The sequence below is a fragment of the Enterobacter sp. MGH85 genome (assembly GCF_001037655.1).
In the GTDB taxonomy this organism is placed as follows: Bacteria; Pseudomonadota; Gammaproteobacteria; order Enterobacterales; family Enterobacteriaceae; genus Enterobacter; species Enterobacter intestinihominis.
Genome location: NZ_KQ089925.1, coordinates 4,101,516 through 4,124,297, shown reverse-complemented (window position 1 = coordinate 4,124,297; position 22,782 = coordinate 4,101,516). Strand labels below are relative to the sequence as shown.

The 22,782-nt window shown below is 58.3% G+C and carries 17 protein-coding genes; 8 read left to right on the top strand and 9 right to left on the bottom strand.

Annotation, left to right across the window (positions count from 1 at the left end):
• The first annotated feature begins 3 nt into the window (after window positions 1-3).
• Window positions 4-720, top strand: coding sequence for a GntR family transcriptional regulator (locus tag SK51_RS19585; protein ID WP_023305749.1), 717 nt, complete (start codon window positions 4-6; stop codon window positions 718-720).
• A 41-nt stretch (window positions 721-761) separates the two neighbouring features.
• Here SK51_RS19585 and ldtB read toward each other — a convergent pair whose 3' ends face one another.
• A complete protein-coding gene (ldtB, locus tag SK51_RS19580; RefSeq protein WP_003858435.1) occupies window positions 762-1,682 on the bottom strand; it encodes a L,D-transpeptidase in 921 nt (306 codons plus the stop codon).
• Between the two features lie 222 nt (window positions 1,683-1,904).
• Between ldtB and SK51_RS19575 the strand changes: the two genes are divergently transcribed.
• A complete protein-coding gene (locus tag SK51_RS19575; RefSeq protein WP_023299657.1) occupies window positions 1,905-3,500 on the top strand; it encodes an ABC-F family ATPase in 1,596 nt (531 codons plus the stop codon).
• A gap of 91 nt (window positions 3,501-3,591) precedes the next feature.
• On the opposite strand, the gene SK51_RS19570 is transcribed toward SK51_RS19575, so the two are convergent.
• Both SK51_RS19570 and SK51_RS19565 read right to left on the bottom strand, forming a co-directional pair.
• Window positions 3,592-5,955, bottom strand: a complete 2,364-nt coding sequence (locus SK51_RS19570) for a glycoside hydrolase family 31 protein (RefSeq protein WP_032676355.1) — start codon at window positions 5,953-5,955, stop codon at window positions 3,592-3,594.
• Window positions 5,956-5,972: 17 nt separating this feature from the next.
• Complete coding sequence (locus SK51_RS19565; RefSeq protein ID WP_023299659.1) at window positions 5,973-7,274, bottom strand: MFS transporter; 1,302 nt, start codon at window positions 7,272-7,274, stop codon at window positions 5,973-5,975.
• A gap of 285 nt (window positions 7,275-7,559) precedes the next feature.
• Here SK51_RS19565 and SK51_RS19560 point away from each other — a divergent pair, with 285 nt between their 5' ends.
• Window positions 7,560-8,633 carry a LacI family DNA-binding transcriptional regulator gene (locus SK51_RS19560; RefSeq protein WP_032676354.1) on the top strand — a complete coding sequence of 358 codons (1,074 nt, stop codon included), beginning with the start codon at window positions 7,560-7,562 and terminating at the stop codon, window positions 8,631-8,633.
• Here SK51_RS19560 and SK51_RS19555 read toward each other — a convergent pair.
• The 4 genes from SK51_RS19555 to SK51_RS19540 form a co-directional block, all read right to left on the bottom strand.
• A complete protein-coding gene (locus SK51_RS19555) occupies window positions 8,630-9,886 on the bottom strand; it encodes a DUF1479 domain-containing protein (RefSeq protein WP_023305752.1) in 1,257 nt (418 codons plus the stop codon). The genes SK51_RS19560 and SK51_RS19555 overlap by 4 nt on opposite strands.
• Before the next feature lie 150 nt (window positions 9,887-10,036).
• Entirely contained in the window at window positions 10,037-10,852 is an 816-nt protein-coding gene (locus tag SK51_RS19550; RefSeq protein ID WP_023299662.1) for a Cof-type HAD-IIB family hydrolase, read from the bottom strand.
• A 219-nt stretch (window positions 10,853-11,071) separates the two neighbouring features.
• Window positions 11,072-13,504: a formate C-acetyltransferase/glycerol dehydratase family glycyl radical enzyme gene (locus tag SK51_RS19545; protein ID WP_023305753.1), complete on the bottom strand. Its 2,433-nt coding sequence runs from the start codon at window positions 13,502-13,504 to the stop codon at window positions 11,072-11,074.
• A 4-nt stretch (window positions 13,505-13,508) separates the two neighbouring features.
• On the bottom strand, window positions 13,509-14,408 hold the full coding sequence (locus SK51_RS19540; RefSeq protein ID WP_023305754.1) for a glycyl-radical enzyme activating protein: 900 nt from the start codon (window positions 14,406-14,408) through the stop codon (window positions 13,509-13,511).
• A gap of 127 nt (window positions 14,409-14,535) precedes the next feature.
• Here SK51_RS19540 and fsa point away from each other — a divergent pair, with 127 nt between their 5' ends.
• Window positions 14,536-15,198, top strand: coding sequence for a fructose-6-phosphate aldolase (gene fsa, locus SK51_RS19535; RefSeq protein ID WP_022647542.1), 663 nt, complete (start codon window positions 14,536-14,538; stop codon window positions 15,196-15,198).
• A gap of 98 nt (window positions 15,199-15,296) precedes the next feature.
• Here the strand turns inward: fsa and moeB are convergent, their stop codons facing one another.
• Together moeB and moeA are read right to left on the bottom strand one after the other, a co-directional pair.
• Window positions 15,297-16,049, bottom strand: a complete 753-nt coding sequence (moeB, locus tag SK51_RS19530) for a molybdopterin-synthase adenylyltransferase MoeB (protein WP_023305755.1) — start codon at window positions 16,047-16,049, stop codon at window positions 15,297-15,299.
• 1 nt (window position 16,050) lies between these two features.
• Complete coding sequence (gene moeA, locus SK51_RS19525) at window positions 16,051-17,283, bottom strand: molybdopterin molybdotransferase MoeA (RefSeq protein WP_023305756.1); 1,233 nt, start codon at window positions 17,281-17,283, stop codon at window positions 16,051-16,053.
• 189 nt (window positions 17,284-17,472) lie between these two features.
• Between moeA and iaaA the strand changes: the two genes are divergently transcribed.
• The 4 genes from iaaA to gsiC are packed head-to-tail and all read left to right on the top strand — an operon-like array spanning window position 17,473 to window position 22,782.
• On the top strand, window positions 17,473-18,411 hold the full coding sequence (iaaA, locus tag SK51_RS19520) for a beta-aspartyl-peptidase (protein ID WP_047359525.1): 939 nt from the start codon (window positions 17,473-17,475) through the stop codon (window positions 18,409-18,411).
• An 11-nt stretch (window positions 18,412-18,422) separates the two neighbouring features.
• Window positions 18,423-20,294 (top strand): glutathione ABC transporter ATP-binding protein GsiA, encoded by a 1,872-nt coding sequence (gene gsiA, locus SK51_RS19515; protein WP_023305758.1) that lies wholly within the window; start codon window positions 18,423-18,425, stop codon window positions 20,292-20,294.
• A gap of 23 nt (window positions 20,295-20,317) precedes the next feature.
• Window positions 20,318-21,856 carry a glutathione ABC transporter substrate-binding protein GsiB gene (gene gsiB, locus SK51_RS19510; protein ID WP_023305759.1) on the top strand — a complete coding sequence of 513 codons (1,539 nt, stop codon included), beginning with the start codon at window positions 20,318-20,320 and terminating at the stop codon, window positions 21,854-21,856.
• Between the two features lie 5 nt (window positions 21,857-21,861).
• Window positions 21,862-22,782, top strand: coding sequence for a glutathione ABC transporter permease GsiC (gene gsiC / locus SK51_RS19505; protein WP_006809475.1), 921 nt, complete (start codon window positions 21,862-21,864; stop codon window positions 22,780-22,782).

The following is a 22,782-nucleotide window of genomic DNA, read 5'->3' as shown; positions in this document are numbered from 1 at the left end:
AAGATGGCGGCGAAGTACATCACCATAGCGCGGGAAATTAAGAAACGCATTATTACCCAGCAGTACGCCGCCAATGAACCGCTGCCGGACCAGTTCGCGCTGGCGGCGGAATTCAGCACCAGCCGGATGACCATTCAGCAGGCGATGCGTCAGCTGATCGTAGAAGGGCTGGTCTATACCCGGCAGGGACAGGGCACGTTCATCCGCAAAAATTTCCTCCAGCTTTCCCAGTGGGATCTCTCCGGCAGCGACTACTTTGGGGCGACCAAAACCTGGGAACATTTAGGCACGGTGTCGAGCCAGGTGGTGCACTTCGAACTTCGCTTCCCGAACGAGAAAGAGCAGGCCTCGCTGATGATAAATCCGGATACGCCGATCTATGACTTCATCCGTCTGCGTTTACTCAACGGTGAGCCGATGTCCCTGGACGCCACGGTGATGCCGCTCAATCTGGTGCCCGGCCTGAACAAAACCCATCTTGAAAGTTCGGTATTCCGGTATGTGCAGGAGACGCTGGGGCTGAAGATCATGGGATCGTATCGTGTGGTGCGGGCGCTGAAGCCCAGTGCGCTGGATATGCAGCATCTGGTCTGTGAGCCAACCGACCCGGTGCTGGAGGTCGAGCAGGTGATCTATCTGGAAGATGGTACGCCGCTGGAGTACGCCCATTGTCACTATCGCTATGATCATGGCGGCATCGTAATTGTGAATAACGGATAAAAAAAAGCGGGCCTCGAGGCCCGCTTTGTTCGTGCTCGCGATTAGTTCAAACGCACCGGCATACCGGAACGGTTCTGAATCGCCTGGTCAACGATGGTCGTGTCAACATCCGCCTGAGAGGTAACGGACTGCACCGCGCTGGTCAGCTTAATCGGTACGATTTCGTTGTTGTTGATCTGATCTTCGCTGGTGGACAGCGGGTTATGCACTTCAATGTAACGGCTGCCGTCCGGCTCTGACGTCGCTTTCACCGGTTCGTTAATGAACTGCACGCGCGTACCGACCGGCACGTTATCGAACAGGAATTTGATGTCTTCATTACGCAGACGTACGCAGCCGTGGCTTACGCGCAGGCCGATACCGAAGTTGGCGTTAGTACCGTGGATGGCATACAGACGACCAATGTACAGCGCGTACAGACCCATCGGGTTATCAGGGCCAGCAGGCACAACGGCCGGTAGCGGTTCACCGGCAGCAATGTACTCAGCGTGCATTTTGGCGGTCGGCGTCCAGGTTGGGCCCGCTTTCTTACGCTCCACTTTGGTGGTCCAGTTCAGCGGGGTGTCTTTACCCAGCTGACCGATACCGATAGGCAGCACGATCACGGTGTTGGTGCCTTTCGGGTAGTAATACAGACGCATTTCGGCGCTGTTAATCACGATACCTTCGTGCACGGTATCCGGCAGGATCAACTGCTGTGGAATGTTGAGTACGGTACCCGCTTTCGGCAGATACGGGTCAACGCCCGGGTTCGCTTCCAGCATGTTAGACAGGCCGAGCTGATACTGCGCCGCAAAGTATTCCAGCGGCTGAGTGTTACCTTCCGGAACCGTCACCACCTGGTTTTCACCCACCAGACGGCTTCCGTCTGTCGGCAGGGGATACGTCACCGCAGACGCGGTCTTACAAAAACCTACTACGGCTAACGCCGCCGCAAAAAGCGTTGTTAATTTCATGTTCATGTTATGCGAGGTATCTAAGCCATTCTGGCGATGAGTTGAGAAGTCTGAATCTGTAATGGGAGCGCATTATATGTGCATTCCCGTTAACTGGGAATTCAGATGTGTACGAAATCACATTTTTTTCGATTTTGTTAAAGTTTAGTGGATTACCGCAACACAGGATCTCAATTCGGAATTGTGGCATAATGCCGCGTTTATCACACTTTTCGCAGGAATCTCTCCGTGTTAGTTACCAGCAACGTCACTATGCAGTTTGGCAGTAAGCCGCTGTTCGAAAATATTTCCGTCAAATTTGGCGGCGGCAACCGTTACGGCCTGATTGGTGCCAACGGTAGCGGAAAATCCACCTTTATGAAGATCCTCGGCGGTGACCTGGAGCCGACGCTGGGCAACGTGTCGCTCGACCCGAACGAGCGTATCGGTAAGCTGCGTCAGGATCAGTTCGCCTTCGAAGAGTTCACCGTGCTCGACACCGTGATCATGGGGCATGCGGAGCTGTGGGAAGTGAAGCAGGAGCGCGATCGTATCTACGGTCTCGCTGAGATGAGCGAAGAAGACGGTTACAAAGTGGCCGACCTGGAAACGCAGTACGGCGAAATGGACGGTTATTCTGCGGAAGCGCGTGCGGGCGAACTGCTGCTGGGCGTCGGCATTCCTGTTGAACAGCATTATGGTCCGATGAGCGAAGTTGCGCCAGGCTGGAAGCTGCGTGTGCTGCTGGCGCAGGCGCTGTTCTCTAACCCGGACATCCTGCTGCTCGACGAACCGACCAACAACCTGGACATCGACACCATCCGCTGGCTTGAGCAGACGCTGAACGATCGCGACAGCACCATGATCATCATCTCGCACGACCGTCACTTCCTTAACATGGTGTGTACGCACATGGCGGATCTGGATTACGGCGAGCTGCGCGTTTATCCGGGCAACTATGATGAGTACATGACGGCGGCAACCCAGGCGCGTGAACGTCTGCTTGCCGACAACGCCAAGAAGAAAGCGCAGATTGCGGACCTGCAATCCTTCGTCAGCCGCTTCAGCGCTAACGCCTCTAAATCGCGCCAGGCAACGTCGCGTGCCCGTCAGATCGACAAAATCAAGCTCGAAGAGGTAAAAGCCTCCAGCCGTCAGAACCCGTTCATTCGCTTCGAGCAGGACAAGAAGCTGTTCCGTAACGCGCTGGAAGTGGAAGCCCTCACCAAAGGCTTCGATGAAGGCCCGCTGTTCAAAAACTTCAACCTGCTGCTGGAAGTGGGCGAGAAGATTGCTATCCTGGGCGCCAACGGCGTGGGTAAATCTACCCTGCTGAAAACTCTGGTGGGCGAAATGCAACCGGATAACGGTACCGTGAAATGGTCTGAAAACGCGCAGATTGGTTACTACGCGCAGGACCATGAATATGAGTTCGAAAACGATCTGACCGTCTTCGACTGGATGAGCCAGTGGAAGCAGGAAGGCGACGACGAGCAGGCGGTACGCAGCATTCTGGGGCGTCTGCTGTTCAGCCAGGACGACATCAAAAAGCCCGCCAAAGTGCTCTCCGGTGGTGAAAAGGGCCGTATGCTGTTCGGCAAGCTGATGATGGAAAAACCGAATATCCTGGTGATGGACGAACCAACCAACCACCTGGATATGGAATCGATCGAATCCCTGAACATGGCGCTGGAGATGTATCAGGGCACCCTGATCTTCGTCTCTCACGACCGTGAGTTCGTCAGCTCCCTGGCGACCCGCGTGATCGAAATCACGCCAGAGCGCGTGGTGGACTTCACCGGTAACTACGAAGATTACCTGCGCAGTAAAGGTATCGAGAGTTAAAAAATAGCCGGGTGGCGGCTTCGCCTTACCCGGCCTACGTTCTATCCTCTCTCCCTGTGGGAGAGGGTTAGGGTGAGGGCATCAGGACGTACTAAACCACCCACTCGCCCCCTTCAACCCCGTTCACCCGCAGCGTACGTTTTTCCCCCGTCGGTAACGACACCTTCAGTGCCTTCCATGCCGGACGATAGTCGCCGCGCGCATTCACCTTCAGGTTGATACTTGCGCCGTCGCACACCATCTCCCATTCCACCCACAGCGCATTGCCGTTCAGGTAGCCCCAGCTTTCGCCGTCATCCTCAAACAGCAGCCCGGAGGTGGTGCCGACGCCTTTCACCGGGAACAGTTTTAGCTCGCGGGTATCGTCTTTATCGGCGCTCACGTGACGGATGCGTTCGCTGAGCGGCAAACCGGCCCCTGCGCGCACCAGAAGCGGCAGCTTTTCCAGCGGCGCATCAAGGACGATCGATTGCCCGCCCGCATACCACGCGTGGGTGTAAAAATCGTACCAGCCGGTTTCGTTATCCGGCAGCCAGACGCGGCGCTCGCGCTGCCCGGCTTCGACGACGCTGGCCACCAGCAGGTCACGGCCCAGCAGGAAGTCGTCGCACTCTTCAAAGGACTGCGCATCGTGCTCATGATCGAGGAAGGTCGGGCGCAGCATCGGCTCGTCGTCGGCGTGCGCCTGCCAGAGCAGGGTGTAGAGATACGGCAGCAGGCGATAGCGCAGTTCAATGGCGCTGCGAATCGCAGGGGTCACGCCCGGGTACATCCACGGTTCGTTCACGGTGCGATCGTCATTCCACGAGTGGATGGTAAAGCGCGGATGCATCACGCCGTTCTGTACCCAGCGCACGAACAGCTCGGCATCCGGCTTGTCGCCGGAGAAACCGCCGACGTCGTGACCGACGTTGAACAGTCCGGACAGGCTCATGCCCAGGCCCATGCGGATGTTATAGCGCAGGGTGTCCCAGTTGGTACGGTTGTCGCCGCTCCAGGTCTGAACGTAGCGCTGCATTCCGGCACAGCCGGAGCGGGAGATCAGATACGGACGTTTATCCGGCGCAAAGCGCTGCTGTGCTTCCAGCGAGGCGCGCATCATCAGCAGCGGCATCACCGGGCGAATATGCTTGATGGCGATCGCCTGGCCGAAGCCATAGCAGCGCGCTTCCCCGTCCCACACTTCATACTCGTTGTTGTCGTTCCAGGTGGAATCGATCCCCATCTCCAGCAACTGCGTGGTCACGCCGTCCTGCCACCACTGCACCGTCTGCGGGTTGGTGAAATCGAGATGCGATCCTTCGTCATCCCAGAAGCTGGAACGTTCAGGCGCATCGGTTTCTGAATCGCGAATGAACAGGCCGCGTTCCGCCACTTCGCCGTAGCGGGGATGATCCTGCAACAGACACGGCTTGATGTTTGCCGCAAGCCGCAGCCCCGCGTCGTGGAACGCCTGGCTCATCACCTTCGGCTGCGGCACTTTGTCGTAGTTCCAGTTAAAGACGTAGCGCTTGCCGTTAATCGAGGTATAGCCGGAGGAGAGCTGGAACGAGTCGCACGGAATGGCATGCTCATCGCACAGGCGGATGAAGTTCATGAGCTGGTCCTGCGCGTCCGGCGCGTCGGTGTAGTGCATGGTCGAGCCGCTGTAGCCCAGGCTCCACTTCGGTCCGAACAGCGTTTTCCCCGTCAGGCGCACGAAGGCTTTCGTCACGTCCAGCACGCGCTTGCCGGTGAAGAGGTAGTAGTCAATATCGCCCGCTTCCGCCTGCCAGCGGCGGTAGGCGGTGTGATAGTTGTCGATCTCGTTACCCAGATCCAGCCAGCAGCTGCTCAGGTTATCGTAGAACAGGCCGTAGCTCACGTCATCGCGACGGGTGAGGGTGAACGGGATGTGCTTGTACAGCGGATCGGTGCTGGCGGCGTTATAGCCCATCGCGTCCAGGTTACGCATCTCATAGCGTTTGCCGTTACGCTGTAAATCCCCCGCTTTCTCACCCAGACCGTAAAAACGTTCATCCTTGCGACGGCTGAGATAGTGCGCCACGCCGTCACCGTGGGCATTGAGCAGGTAGGCGCTGGTGGGACGGTCGTTAACCAGCGGGTGCCACTCGCCCGCTTCATTGCGGTAGTGCCACTCCAGCCACAGGGGCTGGTGGACGGTGACGCGCAGCTGTTCGGTCGCTACGGTTAACGCATCGCCCTGCTGCGTCAGTGTCCAGGCCGGGCAGGTGAAGCCGCTGACATCGTCACGACGGCGGCCTTCCCACGGTACGTCTTGTTCCGGCGCGATGCTCCAGGTGCGGTCCAGCGCCAGCTGGCCTTTACGCTTGATCAGCACGCGGAACAGATTCTCTTCCAGCACATACAGGCACAGACGGTGCTGGTTATCCACCAGCAGTTCCAGATGATTCGCCGACTGCGTATCGATGGTCCAGTTTTTCAGGGTTTTCATATGCAATACATCCACTATCAGGCGCGCTTGGCGCGACGTTCAGCAATAAATGCCACCAGGAAGAAAGCGCCAATCAGGTCAAAGAAGCCCATGGCGATAAAGAGCGGGTTGAAGCCGATTTTGTCGGCGGTCACCCCAATCAAAAGGGAGAACAGGAAGCTGGCGATCCACGCCGCCGAGCCGCGCATGCCGTTAACCGTCGCCATCTGGCCCTTGTCGAACGACTCCACGACCAGCGCGCTCAGCATGCAGGAGATAATCTGGTGGCCGAAACCGCCGATGGAGATCAGCACGATGGTGATATACGGGTCGCGGGTCACGGCCACAACGGCCAGAGAAATCATCAAAAACGCGCCGGTCACTGAACTTGCCACCACCGAGTTGACGCGGGTGCAGCCGAACCAGCGGGTATAAAGCCGGGTGAGGTAGCCGCTCGCCACGCTGCCGAGGTCGGCGGCGAGGAACGGCAGCCAGGCGAACATCGCGATCTGTTTCAAATCCATGCCGTGCTCTTTGGCGAGGTACAGCGGCACCCAGAAGCTCAGCACCGCCCAGGCGGGTTCCGCCATAAAGGCCGGAATGGCGATACCGTAGAACCGTTTGTTCTTCGAGACGGTTTTCAGCGCGGTCAGAAAGGGCAGCCTGACCGGTGCGGGTTCGTTATCCTGTTTGATAAACGCCAGCTCGTCGCGGCTCAGGTTCGGGTGCTGCTCCGGGTTGTGATAGAAGATCCACCACAGGATCACCCACAGCAGCGCCAGCACGCCGGTAAACATAAACGCACCCTGCCAGCCGAACGACGCATGAGCGAAGTAAATGATTGGCGGAGCCAGCATCGCACCGATGGAGAAGCCCACGCCCGCCCAACCGGCGGCAACAGGACGCTCTGATTTCGGGAACCATTCACCGATGGTTTTGGCGTTCGCTGGCGTGGCGGCGGCTTCGGACGCGCCCATAAAGAAGCGCAGGATCGCGAGATGCAGCCAGCTCCCGGCACCTGCGTGGAAGATACACATCAGCGCCCAAATCCCGGCGCAGACCATAAAGCCAATCTTGAGGCCGATAACGTCAATCAGCCAGCCGCACAGGGGCTGGAAAATGGTATAGGCGATCTGGAACGCGCCGACGATCCACGAGTATTGCTCGGTGGTGATACCAAGGCTCTCTTTCAGCTCGGGGGCGAGAATACCTAACGAGTTACGGGTGATGTAGTTTACGGTCACGCCAAGAAGAAACAGCACCAGTACGTACCAGCGCAGATTCTTAATGACGCGACGGGTTTTGCTTGTCGCAACGGTGTTGTTGATGTCCTGACTCATTTTCTTCTCCACAAGACGGACGGTAAGGGACAAAGGTTCAGGTGTCACACAGCGTCAGGCGTTTGAAAGTTATCTGTTTTAGAGTGCTAAGCTGCTATACAACTAGTATGGAAGTTGTGTGACAGGTTCACCTTAAGAGAGAAATTGAGTAGGAAATAGTGGATTTTGTGCAAACTTTCTCATAACCGAGGTTTATTTTTCGGCATTATGGCCTTCTCGCAAGTTATTACCTGATAAAGATGTTGTGAAAATTTTTTCATTTCACATCCGGAGCCAGATCACAAAATGGATAAAAGGCTTAAAATCACCGAAATCGCCGCCCGTACCCGGCTCTCCATCAGCACCGTTTCCCGCGTGCTGGCGGGGAAGGCAAACACCAGCGAAAAAGCACGGGCAACGGTGCTGGCATGCGCGCGGGAGCTGGGGGTAATAGAGGGCATGGCGGCGGGGCGTCTGTTGCTTAACAGCCTGATGGTGTTTGCCCCGCAGCGGGCGTTTGACGAGCGGTCTGACATCTTTTATTACCGCGTCATCCAGAGCGTGAGCAAAGGGCTGGCCTCGCACGAGGTTCGCCTGCGTTACTGTGCGCTGGAGGAGAACGACAGCGACGCCCAGCTGTTTCTGGCCCGCATGAACGAAGTGGACACCCAGGCGGCGATCCTTCTCGGTATCGACGATCCGCATATCCACGATCTGGCGGTAGACGTGGGCAAACCCTGCATGCTGATTAACTGCCGGGACCGCCACATGCGCCTGCCCGCCGTCGCGCCGGATCACCGCGCCATTGGCGAGCGGGCGGCGGAGTACCTGTTCGAGATGGGGCACCGGGAGGTGATGAATGTGCTGTGTTTGCGTCGCTATACCATGGAGCTGCGCCTGTCGGGGATCCGCGACGCGTGGCACGGCCATAACCTCAGGTTTAGCGACCGGCGCGATCTGCTGATGGTGCCAAGCTTCAGCGCCAAAGAGACGGAGCAGCTGGTGAGTGAGTGGCTTCACCAGCAAAAAGGGAAAGATCTGCCGACGGCGTTCCTGGTGGGCGGCGACTTTATGGCGGCGGGGACCATCAGCGCCCTGCAAAAACACGGTCTGCGCGTGCCGCAGGATGTCTCGGTGATGAGCATCGACGGCTTTAATCTCGCGGCGATTCAGGATGTGCCTCTGACGGCGGTGCATGTCCCGCGCGATGAGCTGGGAACAGAAGCGGTATATATGCTCCAGCAGCGGCTGATGCGCCCGGACGCGCCGGTCGGAACATTGCTGCTAAACGGCACGCTGGCCGTGCGGGAATCGGTACGGCGGATACGTCAGGGAAAACGACGCACCGCCGTTGAGCGGGAAGGGCTTTACGACAGTTAAGCCATGCCCAGCGCGCGCTTGCCGTGGATGTTCAGATCGTTCACGGTGAAACGGTCCTGCCAGCTTTTCTCATAATCCTCGCGCGGGAAATCTCCCGGTGACGCGCCGGTTTCCAGCGCTTCTTTGACCTTTTTCGCGTAGGCGAGGTTTTTCTCGCACATCGGCGCGGCAGGAATATACATCACGTTGCCCCAGCCCTGTTGGTTTTCCACCGGCGCGACCGAGTGGATCACATCGCAGTGCCACCAGACAGAATCACCGGCTTCCAGCGCGGGAATGCTGGTCAACGCTTCGATGAGCAGCGGATGCCACTTCTCAGAAATCGGCAGCACGCGCCCCGGCGCCACGCCGCACAGTTCGTCTTCCGGCACGTCGTCCAGCAGCGGACGCAGCAGAATGTAAGCCATCGCTTCCGGGATCGGCACCACGTGCAGCAGCCCCTGGCCGGGGATCATGTCCGACAGTGCCGTCCAGCCCTGGAAGGTGCGGAACACGGAGCATTTGGTGGTGTTATCGACGGTATACTCTTCCACCTCTGTACGGTGCGCAGCATTCCACGGATCATATTTCTCAACGTTGCCGTCAAACACGCGGGCAAAGACCTGCTGATAAGCGGGCAGCAGCCAGCGCTCCAGCGCGCCGGAATCGGTGTGTGCGCCAAGGCCTTTCGAGGTTGTTCCTGGTGGGCGGCGGCGAATGCGGTCCGGATAAATTACGCTCACGTCCGGGTCGAACCACTGCTTACCGTTGCTCTCAAATGTCCATAAACGGTTCAGGAACGACTGTACCTGTGCCATCTCTTCACTCTGGCGCGCCTGCATTTGCGCCTGAGACCAGTAGATCGGATAAATCTCCGGGCGAGAGGCCGTTAAGGTGCCGAAGAAGTTATCGCCGGGTCCTTTGTAAACCTCGTCAAACTTATTCAGATCGAGGTAGTCGAGCATCGATTGATCCCATGCCAGCGCCTGCTCGCGCGGGAAGTGGCTTTTGATCACCGCGCAGCCGCGACGTTTAACCGCTTCGCGCTGTTCGGCGGTGATCGTACCGTTTTTCACATCCGTAAAGGGGATTATCGGCCATACGGATTCACCTTTATTTTTAAGGGCATTAATTTCCGCCACGCGGGCGGCGATTTTGTCGCTAAGCCGGTCGAACACTGCCTGCAGGTCACCGATCTGGGCCCGTAGCGCGCGTTTCATCTGACGAATTGCCGCTTTGTGGTCCGCTGGCAACGTTTCGCTGGTAAAGGTCATAACTGCCTCGCATCTTTCATTCGAAAGTAAAAGTGTCTACAAGTGATACTTTAAGTTAAAAATAAGTTAATGCAAGTTTAAAACCTTGACGGGCGCCACAGGATGGTAAAAGAGTGAAGGGGCCGGAGTGAGGCTCCGGCAGGTAGGGGATCAGACGTCGAACGGGGAGTGGGCGTCGAGCACGGCCTGAATCACATTCAGCGCGCCCTGATGGTTGTTATCGTCAGTAGTGTAACGGCTGACCGCTTTAATGCTTTCTGCCGCATTGCCCATCGCAAATGAATATTTCACCAGCTTCAGCATTTCCGCATCGTTGCCGCTGTCGCCAATGCCCACGCAGGCCTGCGGGGAGACTTTCCAGCGTTTCAGCAGACGACTGATGCCGTTGGCTTTGTGCAGGCCCGGGATAATCAAATCGACAAAACCGAAGCCGCTGGTAACCGGCTTCATGATGCCGTCCAGGGAGACATGCAGTTTATCGACCAGATTCGGGATATCGCTGTCCGGCAGGTTCAGGGAGAATTTAAACAGCACGTCGTCAATGTCGCGGTAATCGCTGATGGGTTTTAAGCGATGGTAGTGTTTCGACATCAGCTTCACGAACGCTTCTGGAGCCTTATCGCTGACGTACGCGCTCTCCAGCCCGCAGGCCACAAAATTCAGCCCTTTGTCTTTCAGTAGTTCACCAATGACGATCTGCGACTCATGACGCGTTAGCTCACCGTGGAAAATCTGTTCGCCGTGGTCGAACACCAGCGCGCCATTTTCCGCGACGAAGGAGATCTGATCTTTCAGTTCCGGGAAAAAGGAGATGAGCTGGTAATACTGGTTGCCGCTGGCGACAACAAATTCGATGTTACGGGCTTTAAGCTGCTCAAACTGTGCCTGGAAGCGGTCACGATCGTACTGCTTGGCATCATCAAGGAAAGTTCCGTCCATATCGGTGACGATAACTTTTACGGTCATACTGTGCTCCTGGGTCACTGCGTTTTGAAACATTCTAATAACAAGGTGACGGGGAGCACAAATTTAATTTCACTCGAAAGTCAAAGCAAAACGGCAACCGAAGTTGCCGTTTTTAGTGTTTTCTCCCTCTCCCCGTGGGAGAGGGCCGGGGTGAGGGCATCAGCGTGCGCATTTCCCCCTCACCCTAACCCTCTCCCTCAAGGGAGAGGGGATAAACCGTTACAGCGTATGCTCGGTACGGGCAATAATATCGTCCTGCGCATCCGGTGACAGGGCGGTGAAGAACGCCGAGTAACCCGCGACGCGCACCACCAGGTCACGATACTGATCAGGGTGTTTCTTCGCTTCCAGCAGCGTTTCGCGCGAGACAATGTTGTACTGAATATGCCAGCCTTTATGCACCTCGAAGAAGGTGCGCAGCAGCACCATCAGCTTCTGGCGATCGCTGTCGTTTTCCAGCGTCGACGGGTTCAGCTTCTGGTTAAGCAGCACGCCGCCGAGGATCGCTTCCGTCGGCAGTTTACCCACGGAGCCAATCACCGCCGTCGGGCCGAGGTGGTCGGTACCGGAGGCCGGGCTTGCCCCTTCCGCCAGCGGGGTATGCGCTTTACGTCCGTCCGGCGTCGCCATGGTTGCTGCGCCAAACGGCACGTTTGCGGAGATAGACGACGTGCCCGCGTAGTAGTTACCCCCAATTGGGCCACGGCCGTAGCGTGGGTTGTGATACTGCTTCAGCTCTTCAATGTAGGTTTCGTAGGCACGGGTCAGCAGCAGGTCCACGCTGTCGTCGTCGTTGCCGTACTTCGGCGCGCCGTTGATCAGGCGCTGGCGCAGCTGCTCGTGGGTCAGCCCCTCGAAGTCATCCGCCAGCGCCGCCGCCAGCTGTTGCTGACCGATAACGCCCTGGTCAAACACCAGCTTCTTCACCGCGGCCAGGCTGTTACCGAGGTTGGCGATCCCCACCTGAAGGCCGGAAACCCAGTCATACTTCGCGCCGCCCTGCTTAATGCTTTTCGCGCGTTCGATGCAGTCGTCCACCAGCGCCGAGCAGAGAATATCGTGGACGTTCTCTTCCAGCATGGTGTCCACCACGTACTCGATTTCAATAGATTTGCGGGTGTAGTAGCGGATCTGGTTATCCCACGCCGCCATCACTTCGTCGAAATTGCCGAAATTACCGGCCGAAAGCGCTTTTTCCTGCGGCAGGAATACCTGGCCGCTGGTGGCATCGCGACCGCCTTCCAGCGCTGCCAGCATCACGCGGGCGAAGTTGATAAAGCTCATGCCGGTGCAGCGATAGCCCCACTTTCCGCCGACGGCGGTTTCGATGCAGCCAATCGCCGCATAGTCATACGCGTCCTCTCGTTCCACGCCGAGCTTGATAAATTCCGGGATGACGATTTCATCGTTGTTAAACGCTGGCATCCCGAAGCCGCAGCGGATCACCTGCACGCAGGCGTCGAGGACGTCGTTGCTCATGCCCGCGTGGTAGCGCACGCTCAGGTTCGGCTGGGTGGAGCGCAGGCGACCGCAGGACTCCAGAATCGCGTAGGAGAGCGGGTTGACCGCGTCCATCGGCTCACCGTTGACCAGCTTCTGGCCGCCGATGGTAACGTTCTGATACAGCGGGCTGCCCGCAGAGGCTTTGGAGTGCGAGCCGGAGCGGATTTTGTTCACCTCCAGCAGCTTCAGCCAGCAGCTGTGCAGCAGCTCAATGGCGTGCTCGCGATCCAGACTCTGGTCCAGCTCCACGTCGCGGCGATAGTACGGGTAAAGGTACTGGTCCATACGGGCAAAGGAGACGGAGTGACCGTTGGACTCAATTTGCAGGATCAACTGAATGAAGTAGCACAGCTGTAGCGCCTGCCAGAAGGTTTTTGGCGGCTGGTGGGCGATGATGTCGCAGTTTTCCGCCATCGCCAGCAGCTCGTCGCGGCGGCTGTCGCGGGTTTCGCTGGCGGCCATCTCACGAGCCAGATCGGCGAAGCGCCTGATGTGCAGGCTTACGGCTTCCAGCACGATATCAATGGCTTTCAGGAACTGATCGCCGTGCAGATCGTCCAGTACCGTCAGGTTGATGCGCGAGCGGCGCTCGGCTACTTTCGCGCGCAGGCCGTCGAGCCCTTTCTCCAGCACCAGCGGGAAATTCACCGCCAGGTGTGCGTCACCGGAGGTCATGTTGCCTTCCGCTTTGATGATGCCGGTTTCCAGCAGGCCCTTCTGCTCGTCGGTAAACATACCGTAGCAGCGATCCTGTACCGTCTGGCCGCGCCACCACGGGCAGATTTCATGCAGAACGCGTTTATTCTCTTCGCTCACCGCAAAGCCTGCACCTGGACGGTCCGCCAGATCGTCAATCTCTTTCTCAATCCAGGAGACGGTATATTCCGGGAAGATCGGCGCGGCACGCACTTCGCTGGCCTGGTTACCGATAATCAGCTCGTCGTGCTTGATCCAGATGGTACGTTTTGCCAGGTGGTGGGCGAGGGCCAGCGCGCGACGTACCGGGATCGGCTTGTCCAGATGCTGCTGATACATTTCGGTATAGTGCTGCGCGCGTTCGGTACAGACCGGCGGCTTAACGATATGCACCAGAGCCGTTTTGTGCGCCTTGATGCGCTCGCTGAGGGTGTTGAGATTCAGGGTGGTCATAAGTTTATCCTCGTAAGGTCGCGGTTAACCCTTTCTGGCAGGCATACTGCTGCGCGAAGTCCAGCAGGGCAGGGTTATCCAGCGGTTTGTCAGGGGCAGAGTAGGGTTGGCCGAGCAGGGTGTATTTGTTCATGCCCAGCGTGTGATACGGCAGAAAATGAATATCATCGACGCCGAGTTCATCGGCGGCGAAGTTGGTAATGGCGGTAACCGACGCTTCATCGGCGTTAAAGCCCTGGATCAGCGGCACGCGGATGGTGATCTTCTTCCCGACGGTAGCCAGGCGCTTCAGGTTGTCCAGGATCCGCTTAGCAGAGCCATCGGTCCACTGCTTGAACACCTCGCCGTCGACATGTTTCAGGTCCGCCAGGAACAGATCGACATACGGCAGTGAAGGCTCGATATAATGCCAGGGCACGTGAAGGCAGGTTTCAACCGCAGTATGAATGCCTTGTTCATGGCTGGCTTTAAACAGGGCGTGCGCCAGGTCAGGATTCATAAACGGCTCGCCGCCGGAAAGGGTGATCCCGCCGCCGCTGCGGTCGTAGAAGGGCTTGTCGCGCAGCACGGTGGCCATAATCTCCTCCACCTGCTTCTCTTCACCGCAGACGGTAAGCGCCTGCGTCGGGCAGCAGTCGGTGAGGGCAGTGAGCGTCTTTTCACTTAATTTTTCACGATGGATGGTCAACCCGTTCAGCGCGCGTTCAACACACCCTGGCGCGGCCTGCTGACACAGGTCACAGCCGTCCAGACACAGACGGGCGTCAAACAGGACGTCCCGCGTGCGGGAGCGGCTTTCCGGGTTCTGGCACCAGCGACAGCCCAGCGAGCAGCCTTTCAGGAACACCACGGTTCGAATACCGGGGCCGTCGTGGGTGGAGTAACGCTGTATGTTGAAGATCATTTTTTTGCCCTCTAATTACATATGAAGATTAAATTACTTTCGAATGAAAGTTATCTTGATATGGGTCAATTCATGAGCAGGTTTTCTCGTGATAGGGTAAATGCAGGCTAATTTTGAGGGTGACATCATGGAACTTTATCTCGACACATCTGACGTTGCGGCAGTCAAAAAGCTGGCGCGTATCTTCCCGCTGGCGGGCGTGACCACTAACCCAAGCATTGTGGCGGCGGGTAAAACCCCCCTGGAAGAGTTGCTGCCCGCGCTGCACGACGCGCTGGGCGGCAAGGGCCGGCTGTTCGCCCAGGTGATGGCGAAGACCGCCGAGGGGATGGTGGAAGACGCACGTAAGCTGCGCGCGATAATCGATGACCTGGTGGTGAAAGTGCCCGTGACCGCTGAAGGGCTGGCGGCGATCAAAATGCTGAAAGCAGAAGGGATCCCGACCCTGGGTACCGCGGTATACGGCGCAGCGCAGGGGATGCTCTCCGCGCTGGCGGGTGCTGAGTATGTGGCCCCTTACGTGAACCGCGTGGACGCGCAGGGCGGGGACGGGATCCAGACGGTGATTGAACTGCAACAATTGCTGACGCTGCACGCACCGCAGTCAAAAGTGCTCGCCGCGAGCTTTAAAACCCCGCGCCAGGCGCTGGACTGCCTGCTGGCAGGGTGCGAGTCCATCACGCTGCCGCTGGACGTGGCGCAGCAGTTTATTACCTCTCCGGCAGTAGATGCGGCAATTGTGAAGTTTGAGCAGGACTGGCAGGGGGCGTTTGGGCGGACGTCTATTTGATGCTGTTGCCGGGTGGCGCTGACGCTTACCCGGCCTACGATTTTCTCCCTCTCCCTGTGGGAGAGGGCCGGGGTGAGGGCATCAGGGCGCAGCAGGGTTTAACCTCCGCACACCTCACACCCCGGATTACGCATCAGCTTCATCTCGCGGAACTGACAGGTCATCGCGTCATACATCACGATTTTGCCCGCTGCGGGCGTGCCGTAATGCGCCAGCACCTTGATCGCCTCCATGGCCTGCAAGGAACCGATAACCCCAACCAGCGGCGCCATCACGCCCGCCTCGACGCAGGTCAGCGCATTCTCGCCAAACAGACGGCTCAGGCAGCGGTAGCAGGGCTCTCCCTCAACGTAGGTGAAAACGCTGATTTGACCCTCCATGCGGATGGCCGCGCCGGAAATTAGCGGCGTTTTATGGGCAAAGCAGCCCGCATTGAGCTGGTTGCGAATGGCGACGTTATCGGTGCAGTCCAGCACCAGGTCATGCCGTGCAATCTGCGCAAACAGCGCGTCGTCATCCAGCATCGCGTCAATCAGGGTGAACTGAACGTTGGGGTTAATTCGCGCCAGCGCCGTGCGCGCAGATTCCACTTTCGGCTGACCAACCGTCGCGTCGCTGTGTAGCGTCTGGCGTTGCAGGTTCGACACCGACACGGTATCGAAATCCAGCAGCGTCATGCGGCCGACGCCCGCCGCAGCCAGATATTGCGCTGCCGCGCAGCCCAGCCCGCCAAGACCCACAACCAGCACGCTGGCCGCCTTGAGCGCTTCCTGACCCTCGAAATCAAACCCGCGCAGCACGATCTGGCGGTTGTAGCGCATCATCTCCGGGACGCTCAGTTCCACCGTCATGTCAGCCTCCGAACAGGTGGTTAAAGCGTTCCACTTCAACCCATTCGCCCGCCTCAACGTGGCCGCGATCGCGCTCCAGCACGATAAAGCAGTTACCCTGGCTGAAGGAGCTAAAGATGTGCGAACCCTGATGCCCGGTGGTGCTCACCTCCAGCTCGCCATCGGCGTTGCGCGCCAGAATGCCGCGCTGGAAATCGAGACGGCCCGGAGATTTTTTGAGGCGCGTTGCCGCCCGCACGCGCACACGTTCCGGCAGCGGGTCGGCATTGTTGCCTGAAAGCTTCGCCAGCAGCGGGATCACCAGCTGGTAGAAGGTCAGCGCGGCAGAGACCGGGTTACCCGGCAGGCCACAGAACCAGCTGTGCGGAAGTTTGCCAAACGCGAACGGTTTGCCCGGTTTAATCGCCAGCTTCCAGAAGGCGATTTCACCCAGCTCTTCAAGCAGGGTTTTGGTGTAATCCGCTTCGCCAACCGAAACGCCGCCGGAGCTGATCACCACGTCGGCAGAGGCGTCCGCGTCGATAAACGCCGTGCGCAGTTTCTCCGGATCGTCAGGAATGATGCCGAGGTTAATCACCTCGCAGCCCAGTTGCTCAAGCATCAGGTGCACCGCCAGACGGTTGGTGTCGTAAATCTGCCCCTCGTTCAGCGGCTGACCCGGAAGCTGTAGCTCGTCTCCCGTTGAGAACACCGCCACGCGTACCTTGCGGACAACGTCAATCTCCGCGATGCCAAGCGATGCCAGCACCGGCAGTTCGGCGACCGTCAGTTTTTGCCCGGCGGCAAAGACCGTTGCGCCGAGGGTAATGTCTTCCCCGATGTGGCGGATATTCTGTCCCGCTTTGACGCTGGCGGTAAAACGCACGCCGTCGTCCGTTAGTTCGGTCTCTTCCTGCATCACCACGGCTTCACAGCCCTTTGGCACCGGCGCGCCGGTCATAATGCGCACGCAGGTGCCCGCTGGCCACTCACCGTTGAACGGCTGCCCGGCAAAGGCTTTACCTGCCACCGGCAGCGGCTGACCCGTTTGCAAATCCGCCAGACGTACGGCATAGCCGTCCATCGCCGCGTTATCGAACCCCGGCACGTTCAGCGGCGAGACGATATCGCGCGCGGCAATACGGCCAAAACAGCGCACAAGCGGCAGCGTCTCAACGTCGTGCAGGGGAGTAATACGATCAAGCATCTGCGAGAGTGCCGTCTCAAGCGGCATCAGTCCGGCGGTAAAATCCATGGTGGGCTCCTGCGGAGTAACAACGAAAGCGCTCATTATGGCAGAAAAGTGCGGCTAACTGTATGACCCGATGGGTGTACGCTTTACATCACAGTTGCGTCTTTCTATATTCAAAAATCATCTGAAGATTCGTCGACGATAATGATATTTATAGAAAAAGCAGCCAGCCAGGCTGATGGGTGATGCGAAATGAGTAAAGCGGTTATCGCAATTCATGGCGGTGCCGGGGCAATCACCCGTGCACAGCTCAGTCCCGAGCAGGAGAAGCGTTATATTGATGCGCTGAACGCCATTGTGGAAACAGGCCAGCGCATGCTGGAAGCGGGCGAAAGCGCGCTGGACGTGGTGACCGAAGCGGTGCGCCTGCTGGAGGAGTGTCCGCTGTTTAATGCCGGTATTGGCTCGGTCTTTACGCGCGATGAAACGCATGAACTGGATGCCTGCGTGATGGACGGTATCACCCTGAAAGCGGGGGCGGTGGCGGGCGTCAGCCGACTGCGCAATCCCGTGCTGGCCGCGCGTCTGGTGATGGATCAAAGCCCGCATGTGCTGCTGACCGGGGCGGGGGCGGAGAAATTTGCCGTCGAGCACGGGATGGATACGGTCTCGCCCGATCTTTTTTCCACCGAGGAGCGTTACCGGCAGTTGCTGGAGGCCCGTACAGCGGGGATGACGCAGCTGGACCATGCCGCGCCGCTCGATGAACGCAGCAAAATGGGCACGGTAGGCGCGGTGGCGCTGGATAAAGCCGGTAACCTCGCCGCCGCGACGTCGACAGGCGGTATGACCAACAAGCTTCCCGGACGCGTCGGCGATAGTCCGCTGCCGGGGGCCGGGTGTTACGCTAATAACGCCACGGCGGCGGTGTCATGCACCGGCACTGGCGAAGTGTTTATTCGCGCGCTGGCGGCCTACGACATTACCGCGCTAATGGATTACGGCGGATTAAGCCTGAGTGAGGCCTGCGAGCGGGTGGTAATGGAGAAACTGCCAGCCCTGGGCGGAGATGGTGGCTTAATCGCGGTGGATCGGGAGGGCAACGTGGCGCTGCCGTTCAACAGTGAAGGGATGTACCGGGCGTGGGGGTATGCCGGCGATGCGCCCAGCACAGGCATTTATCGTGAATAAGGGGGCATTGCGTGCCGCACAGTGAAGAGCTGGACAACTGCGAAGTGCTGGCTGTCCACCAACTGAATATTGCCTTTCAGGAAGAGCGGCAGTTCATCCCTGCAGTACAGAATTTATCGTTTTCGCTCAGGCGCGGCGAGACGCTGGCGATTGTTGGCGAATCAGGTTCCGGTAAATCCGTTACCGCGCTGGCGCTGATGCGTCTGCTTGAGCAGACGGGCGGGCAGGTCACCAGCGAGCGGATGCTGTTGCGCCGTCGCAACCGTCAGGTTATCGATCTCAACGAGCTGAGCGCGTCCCGGATGCAGGGGGTGCGCGGGGCGGATATTGCGATGATTTTTCAGGAGCCGATGACCTCCCTGAACCCGGTCTTCCCGGTGGGCGAGCAGATTGCCGAATCTATCCGCCTGCATCAGGGACTGAGCGGTGATGAGGCGCTCAACGAAGCTAAACGGATGCTGGAGCTGGTACGTATCCCTGAGGCGCACGCGATTTTGTCCCGCTATCCGCATCAGCTTTCCGGTGGCATGCGCCAGCGGGTGATGATTGCGATGGCGCTGTCGTGCCGTCCGGCGGTGCTCATTGCGGACGAACCCACCACGGCGCTGGATGTCACCATTCAGGCCCAGATCCTGCAACTGATTAAGGTGTTGCAGCAGGAGATGGAGATGGGGGTGATATTCATCACCCACGATATGGGGGTGGTGGCGGATATTGCCGATCGGGTGCTGGTTATGCATCAGGGCAATGCTGTGGAAACCGGCACGGTGGAGCAGGTCTTTCATGCGCCGGTGCATCCTTATACTAAAGCGCTGCTGGCGGCGGTCCCGCGTCTGGGCGCCATGAATGGCAGTGATTTTCCGCGCCGTTTTCCGCTGTTCTCTCAGACCGAACAGGGCCAACAGGAAGACGAAACCGAGCAGAACACGGTGGTTTCCGGCAGGCCGATCCTTGAAGTGCGTGAACTGGTGACCCGTTTCCCGCTGCGTAGCGGGATCCTCAATCGCGTGAAGCGCGAAGTGCATGCGGTTGAATACGTCAGTTTTGATCTCTGGCCGGGCGAAACGCTGGCGCTGGTGGGGGAGTCCGGCTGCGGTAAATCCACCACCGGGCGGGCGCTGCTCAGGCTGGTTGAGTCGCAGGAGGGGAGCATCACCTTCAACGGTGAGCGCATCGATACACTCCCCAATGGTAAATTGCAGGCGGTGCGCCGGGATATTCAGTTTATTTTTCAGGATCCTTATGCGTCGCTCGATCCGCGCCATACGGTGGGGTACTCGATTATGGAGCCGCTGCGGGTGCACAACCTGCTCGACGGTGAAGCCGCGCAGCGCCGCGTCGCGTGGCTGCTGGAGCGCGTGGGCCTGAAACCGGAGCATGCCTGGCGTTATCCGCACGAATTTTCTGGCGGTCAGCGACAGCGTATCTGCATAGCCCGGGCATTGGCCCTCAATCCGAAAGTGGTGATTGCGGATGAGTCCGTGTCAGCGCTGGATGTCTCCATCCGCGCGCAAATCATCAATCTCCTGCTCGATTTACAGCGGGATTTGGGCATTGCGTTTCTGTTTATCTCTCACGATATGGCGGTGGTTGAGCGGATCAGCCATCGCGTGGCGGTGATGTACATGGGGCAAATTGTTGAAATTGGCCCCCGTCGGGCGGTATTTGAAAACCCGCACCATCCGTACACCCGCAAGCTGATGGCCGCCGTACCGGTTGCCGATCCTGAACATCGTCACGCCCAGCGCGTGCTGTTGCAGGACGAAATGCCGAGCAATATTCGTAAACGGGGCGAAACTCTGGAGCGCGTGGCGCTGCGTGAAGTCGGTCCCGATCATTTTGTCGCACCCCCGCGTCAGGGCAATGCATTCTCGCGGTTATAACTTACAACAGGCAGGAGAACACAATGGTTCCTTTTGTTGCTCGTCAATGGCTGCTTGCTGCGAGCGTGACGGCTGCGCTGGCCGCCGCCCCCGCGATCGCGGCGAAAGACGTGGTGGTGGCTGTGGGGTCTAACTTCACGACGCTGGATCCGTATGATGCTAACGACACCCTTTCTCAGGCGGTGGCAAAATCCTTCTACCAGGGGCTGTTCGGCCTGGACCGCGAGATGAAGCTGAAAAACGTGCTGGCGGAAGGCTATACCGTGTCGGACGACGGGCTGGTCTATACCGTTAAACTCCGTACCGGCGTGAAGTTCCAGGACGGCACCGACTTCAACGCCGAGGCGGTTAAGGTCAACCTGGACCGAGCCAGCAATCCGGAAAACGGTCTTAAGCGCTACAACCTGTATAAAAATATCGCCCAAACCGAGGCGGTTGATCCGGCGACGGTGAAGATCACCCTCAAAGAGCCGTTTTCGGCGTTTATCAATATCCTGGCGCATCCCGCGACGGTGATGATTTCCCCTGCGGCGTTAAAGAAATACGGCAAAGAGATTGGCTTCCACCCGGTGGGGACCGGACCGTACGAACTGCTTACCTGGAACCAGACCGATTATGTGAAGGTGAAGAAATTCGCCGGATACTGGCAGCCGGGGCTGCCGATGCTGGATACCCTCACCTGGCGGCCGGTCGTGGACAACAATACCCGCGCCGCGATGCTGCAAACCGGCGAAGCGCAGTTTGCCTTCCCGATCCCCTACGAACAGGCAGCGCTGCTGGCGAAAAACAGCAAGCTGGAGCTGGTGGCCAGCCCGTCGATTATGCAGCGCTACATCAGCATGAACGTCACGCAAAAACCGTTTGATAACCCGAAGGTGCGCGAAGCCATCAACTACGCCATTAACCGCCAGGCACTGGTGAAGGTGGCCTTTGCCGGCTACGCCACCCCGGCGACGGGCGTGATGCCGCCAACCATTGAGTACGCGCAGAGCTATCAGCCGTGGCCGTACGATCCGGCGAAAGCGCGGGAACTGCTGAAAGAGGCGGGCTATCCGAACGGCTTTAGCACCACGCTGTGGTCGTCGCATAACCACAGTACCGCGCAGAAGATGCTGCAATTTACCCAGCAGCAACTGGCACAGGTGGGCATTAAAGCCAGGGTCACGGCGATGGATGCCGGACAGCGCGCGGCGGAAGTGGAAGGCAAAGGACAGAAAGAGAGCGGCGTGCGGATGTTCTACACCGGCTGGACGGCTTCAACCGGTGAAGCGGACTGGTCCCTGTCGCCGCTGTTTGCTTCCCAGAACTGGCCGCCAACGCTGTTCAATACCGCGTTCTACAGTAATCCGCAGGTGGATAAGGATCTGGCCGATGCCCTGAAAACCACCAAACCGGAAGAGAAAGCGCGCCTGTACAAAGAGGCGCAGGACATTATCTGGAAAGAGTCGCCGTGGGTGCCGCTGGTGGTGGAAAAACTGGTCTCAGCCCACAATAAAGCGCTGACCGGTTTTTACATCATGCCGGATACGGGCTTTAGCTTTGATGACGCGGATCTAAAATAAAACTCATGCTGAATTATGTGTGTAAACGCCTGCTGGGGCTTATCCCGACGCTGCTGATTGTGGCCGTGCTGGTGTTTTTGTTTGTCCACATGCTGCCCGGCGATCCGGCGCGTTTGATTGCCGGACCGGAAGCGGATGCCACGGTTATAGAACTGGTGCGTAAACAGCTCGGTCTTGACCAGCCGCTGTATCGGCAATTTCTGCGCTACATTGGCAATGTCCTTCAGGGCGATTTCGGCATCTCGATGGTGTCGCGTCGTCCGGTGTCGGAGGAGATTGCCAGCCGCTTTATGCCCACCTTCTGGTTAACGATTGCCAGTATGAGCTGGGCGGTTGTGTTTGGCCTGGGCGCGGGGATTGTCGCCGCCGTCTGGCGCAACCGCTGGCCGGATAAGCTCGGTATGGCGCTGGCGGTCACCGGTATCTCTTTCCCGGCGTTTGCGCTGGGCATGCTACTGATGCAGATTTTCTCCGTCGAGCTGGGCTGGTTGCCCACCGTCGGGGCCGACACCTGGAAGCACTACATTCTGCCCTCTATGACGCTTGGCGCAGCCGTTGCGGCAGTGATGGCCCGCTTCACCCGCGCCTCCTTTGTCGACGTGCTGAGCGAAGATTACATTCGCACCGCGCGGGCAAAAGGGGTGAGTGAGAAATGGGTCATTCTGAAGCATGGTTTTCGTAATGCGATGATCCCGGTGGTCACGATGATGGGACTACAGTTCGGCTTCCTGCTGGGCGGCTCTATCGTGGTAGAGAAGGTCTTCAACTGGCCGGGGCTGGGGCGTCTGCTGGTCGACTCGGTCGATATGCGTGACTATCCGGTTATTCAGGCGGAAGTCCTGCTTTTCTCGCTGGAATTTATTCTTATCAATCTCGTGGTGGACGTGCTGTACGCCGCCATTAACCCGGCCATCAGGTATAAGTAA

Bases quoted from the DNA above. Each gene is read 5' to 3' on its own strand.
- gsiC (WP_006809475.1), top strand. From the start codon at position 21,862: ATGCTGAATTATGTGTGTAAACGCCTGCTGGGGCTTATCCCGACGCTG.
- iaaA (WP_047359525.1), top strand. From the start codon at position 17,473: ATGAGTAAAGCGGTTATCGCAATTCATGGCGGTGCCGGGGCAATCACC.
- moeB (WP_023305755.1), bottom strand. From the start codon at position 16,049: ATGACGGTGGAACTGAGCGTCCCGGAGATGATGCGCTACAACCGCCAG.
- ldtB (WP_003858435.1), bottom strand. From the start codon at position 1,682: ATGAACATGAAATTAACAACGCTTTTTGCGGCGGCGTTAGCCGTAGTA.
- SK51_RS19540 (WP_023305754.1), bottom strand. From the start codon at position 14,408: ATGATCTTCAACATACAGCGTTACTCCACCCACGACGGCCCCGGTATT.
- SK51_RS19545 (WP_023305753.1), bottom strand. From the start codon at position 13,504: ATGACCACCCTGAATCTCAACACCCTCAGCGAGCGCATCAAGGCGCAC.
- SK51_RS19555 (WP_023305752.1), bottom strand. From the start codon at position 9,886: ATGACCTTTACCAGCGAAACGTTGCCAGCGGACCACAAAGCGGCAATT.
- moeA (WP_023305756.1), bottom strand. From the start codon at position 17,283: ATGGATTTTACCGCCGGACTGATGCCGCTTGAGACGGCACTCTCGCAG.
- SK51_RS19565 (WP_023299659.1), bottom strand. From the start codon at position 7,274: ATGAGTCAGGACATCAACAACACCGTTGCGACAAGCAAAACCCGTCGC.
- gsiB (WP_023305759.1), top strand. From the start codon at position 20,318: ATGGTTCCTTTTGTTGCTCGTCAATGGCTGCTTGCTGCGAGCGTGACG.
- fsa (WP_022647542.1), top strand. From the start codon at position 14,536: ATGGAACTTTATCTCGACACATCTGACGTTGCGGCAGTCAAAAAGCTG.
- SK51_RS19550 (WP_023299662.1), bottom strand. From the start codon at position 10,852: ATGACCGTAAAAGTTATCGTCACCGATATGGACGGAACTTTCCTTGAT.
- SK51_RS19585 (WP_023305749.1), top strand. From the start codon at position 4: ATGGCGGCGAAGTACATCACCATAGCGCGGGAAATTAAGAAACGCATT.
- SK51_RS19570 (WP_032676355.1), bottom strand. From the start codon at position 5,955: ATGAAAACCCTGAAAAACTGGACCATCGATACGCAGTCGGCGAATCAT.
- SK51_RS19560 (WP_032676354.1), top strand. From the start codon at position 7,560: ATGGATAAAAGGCTTAAAATCACCGAAATCGCCGCCCGTACCCGGCTC.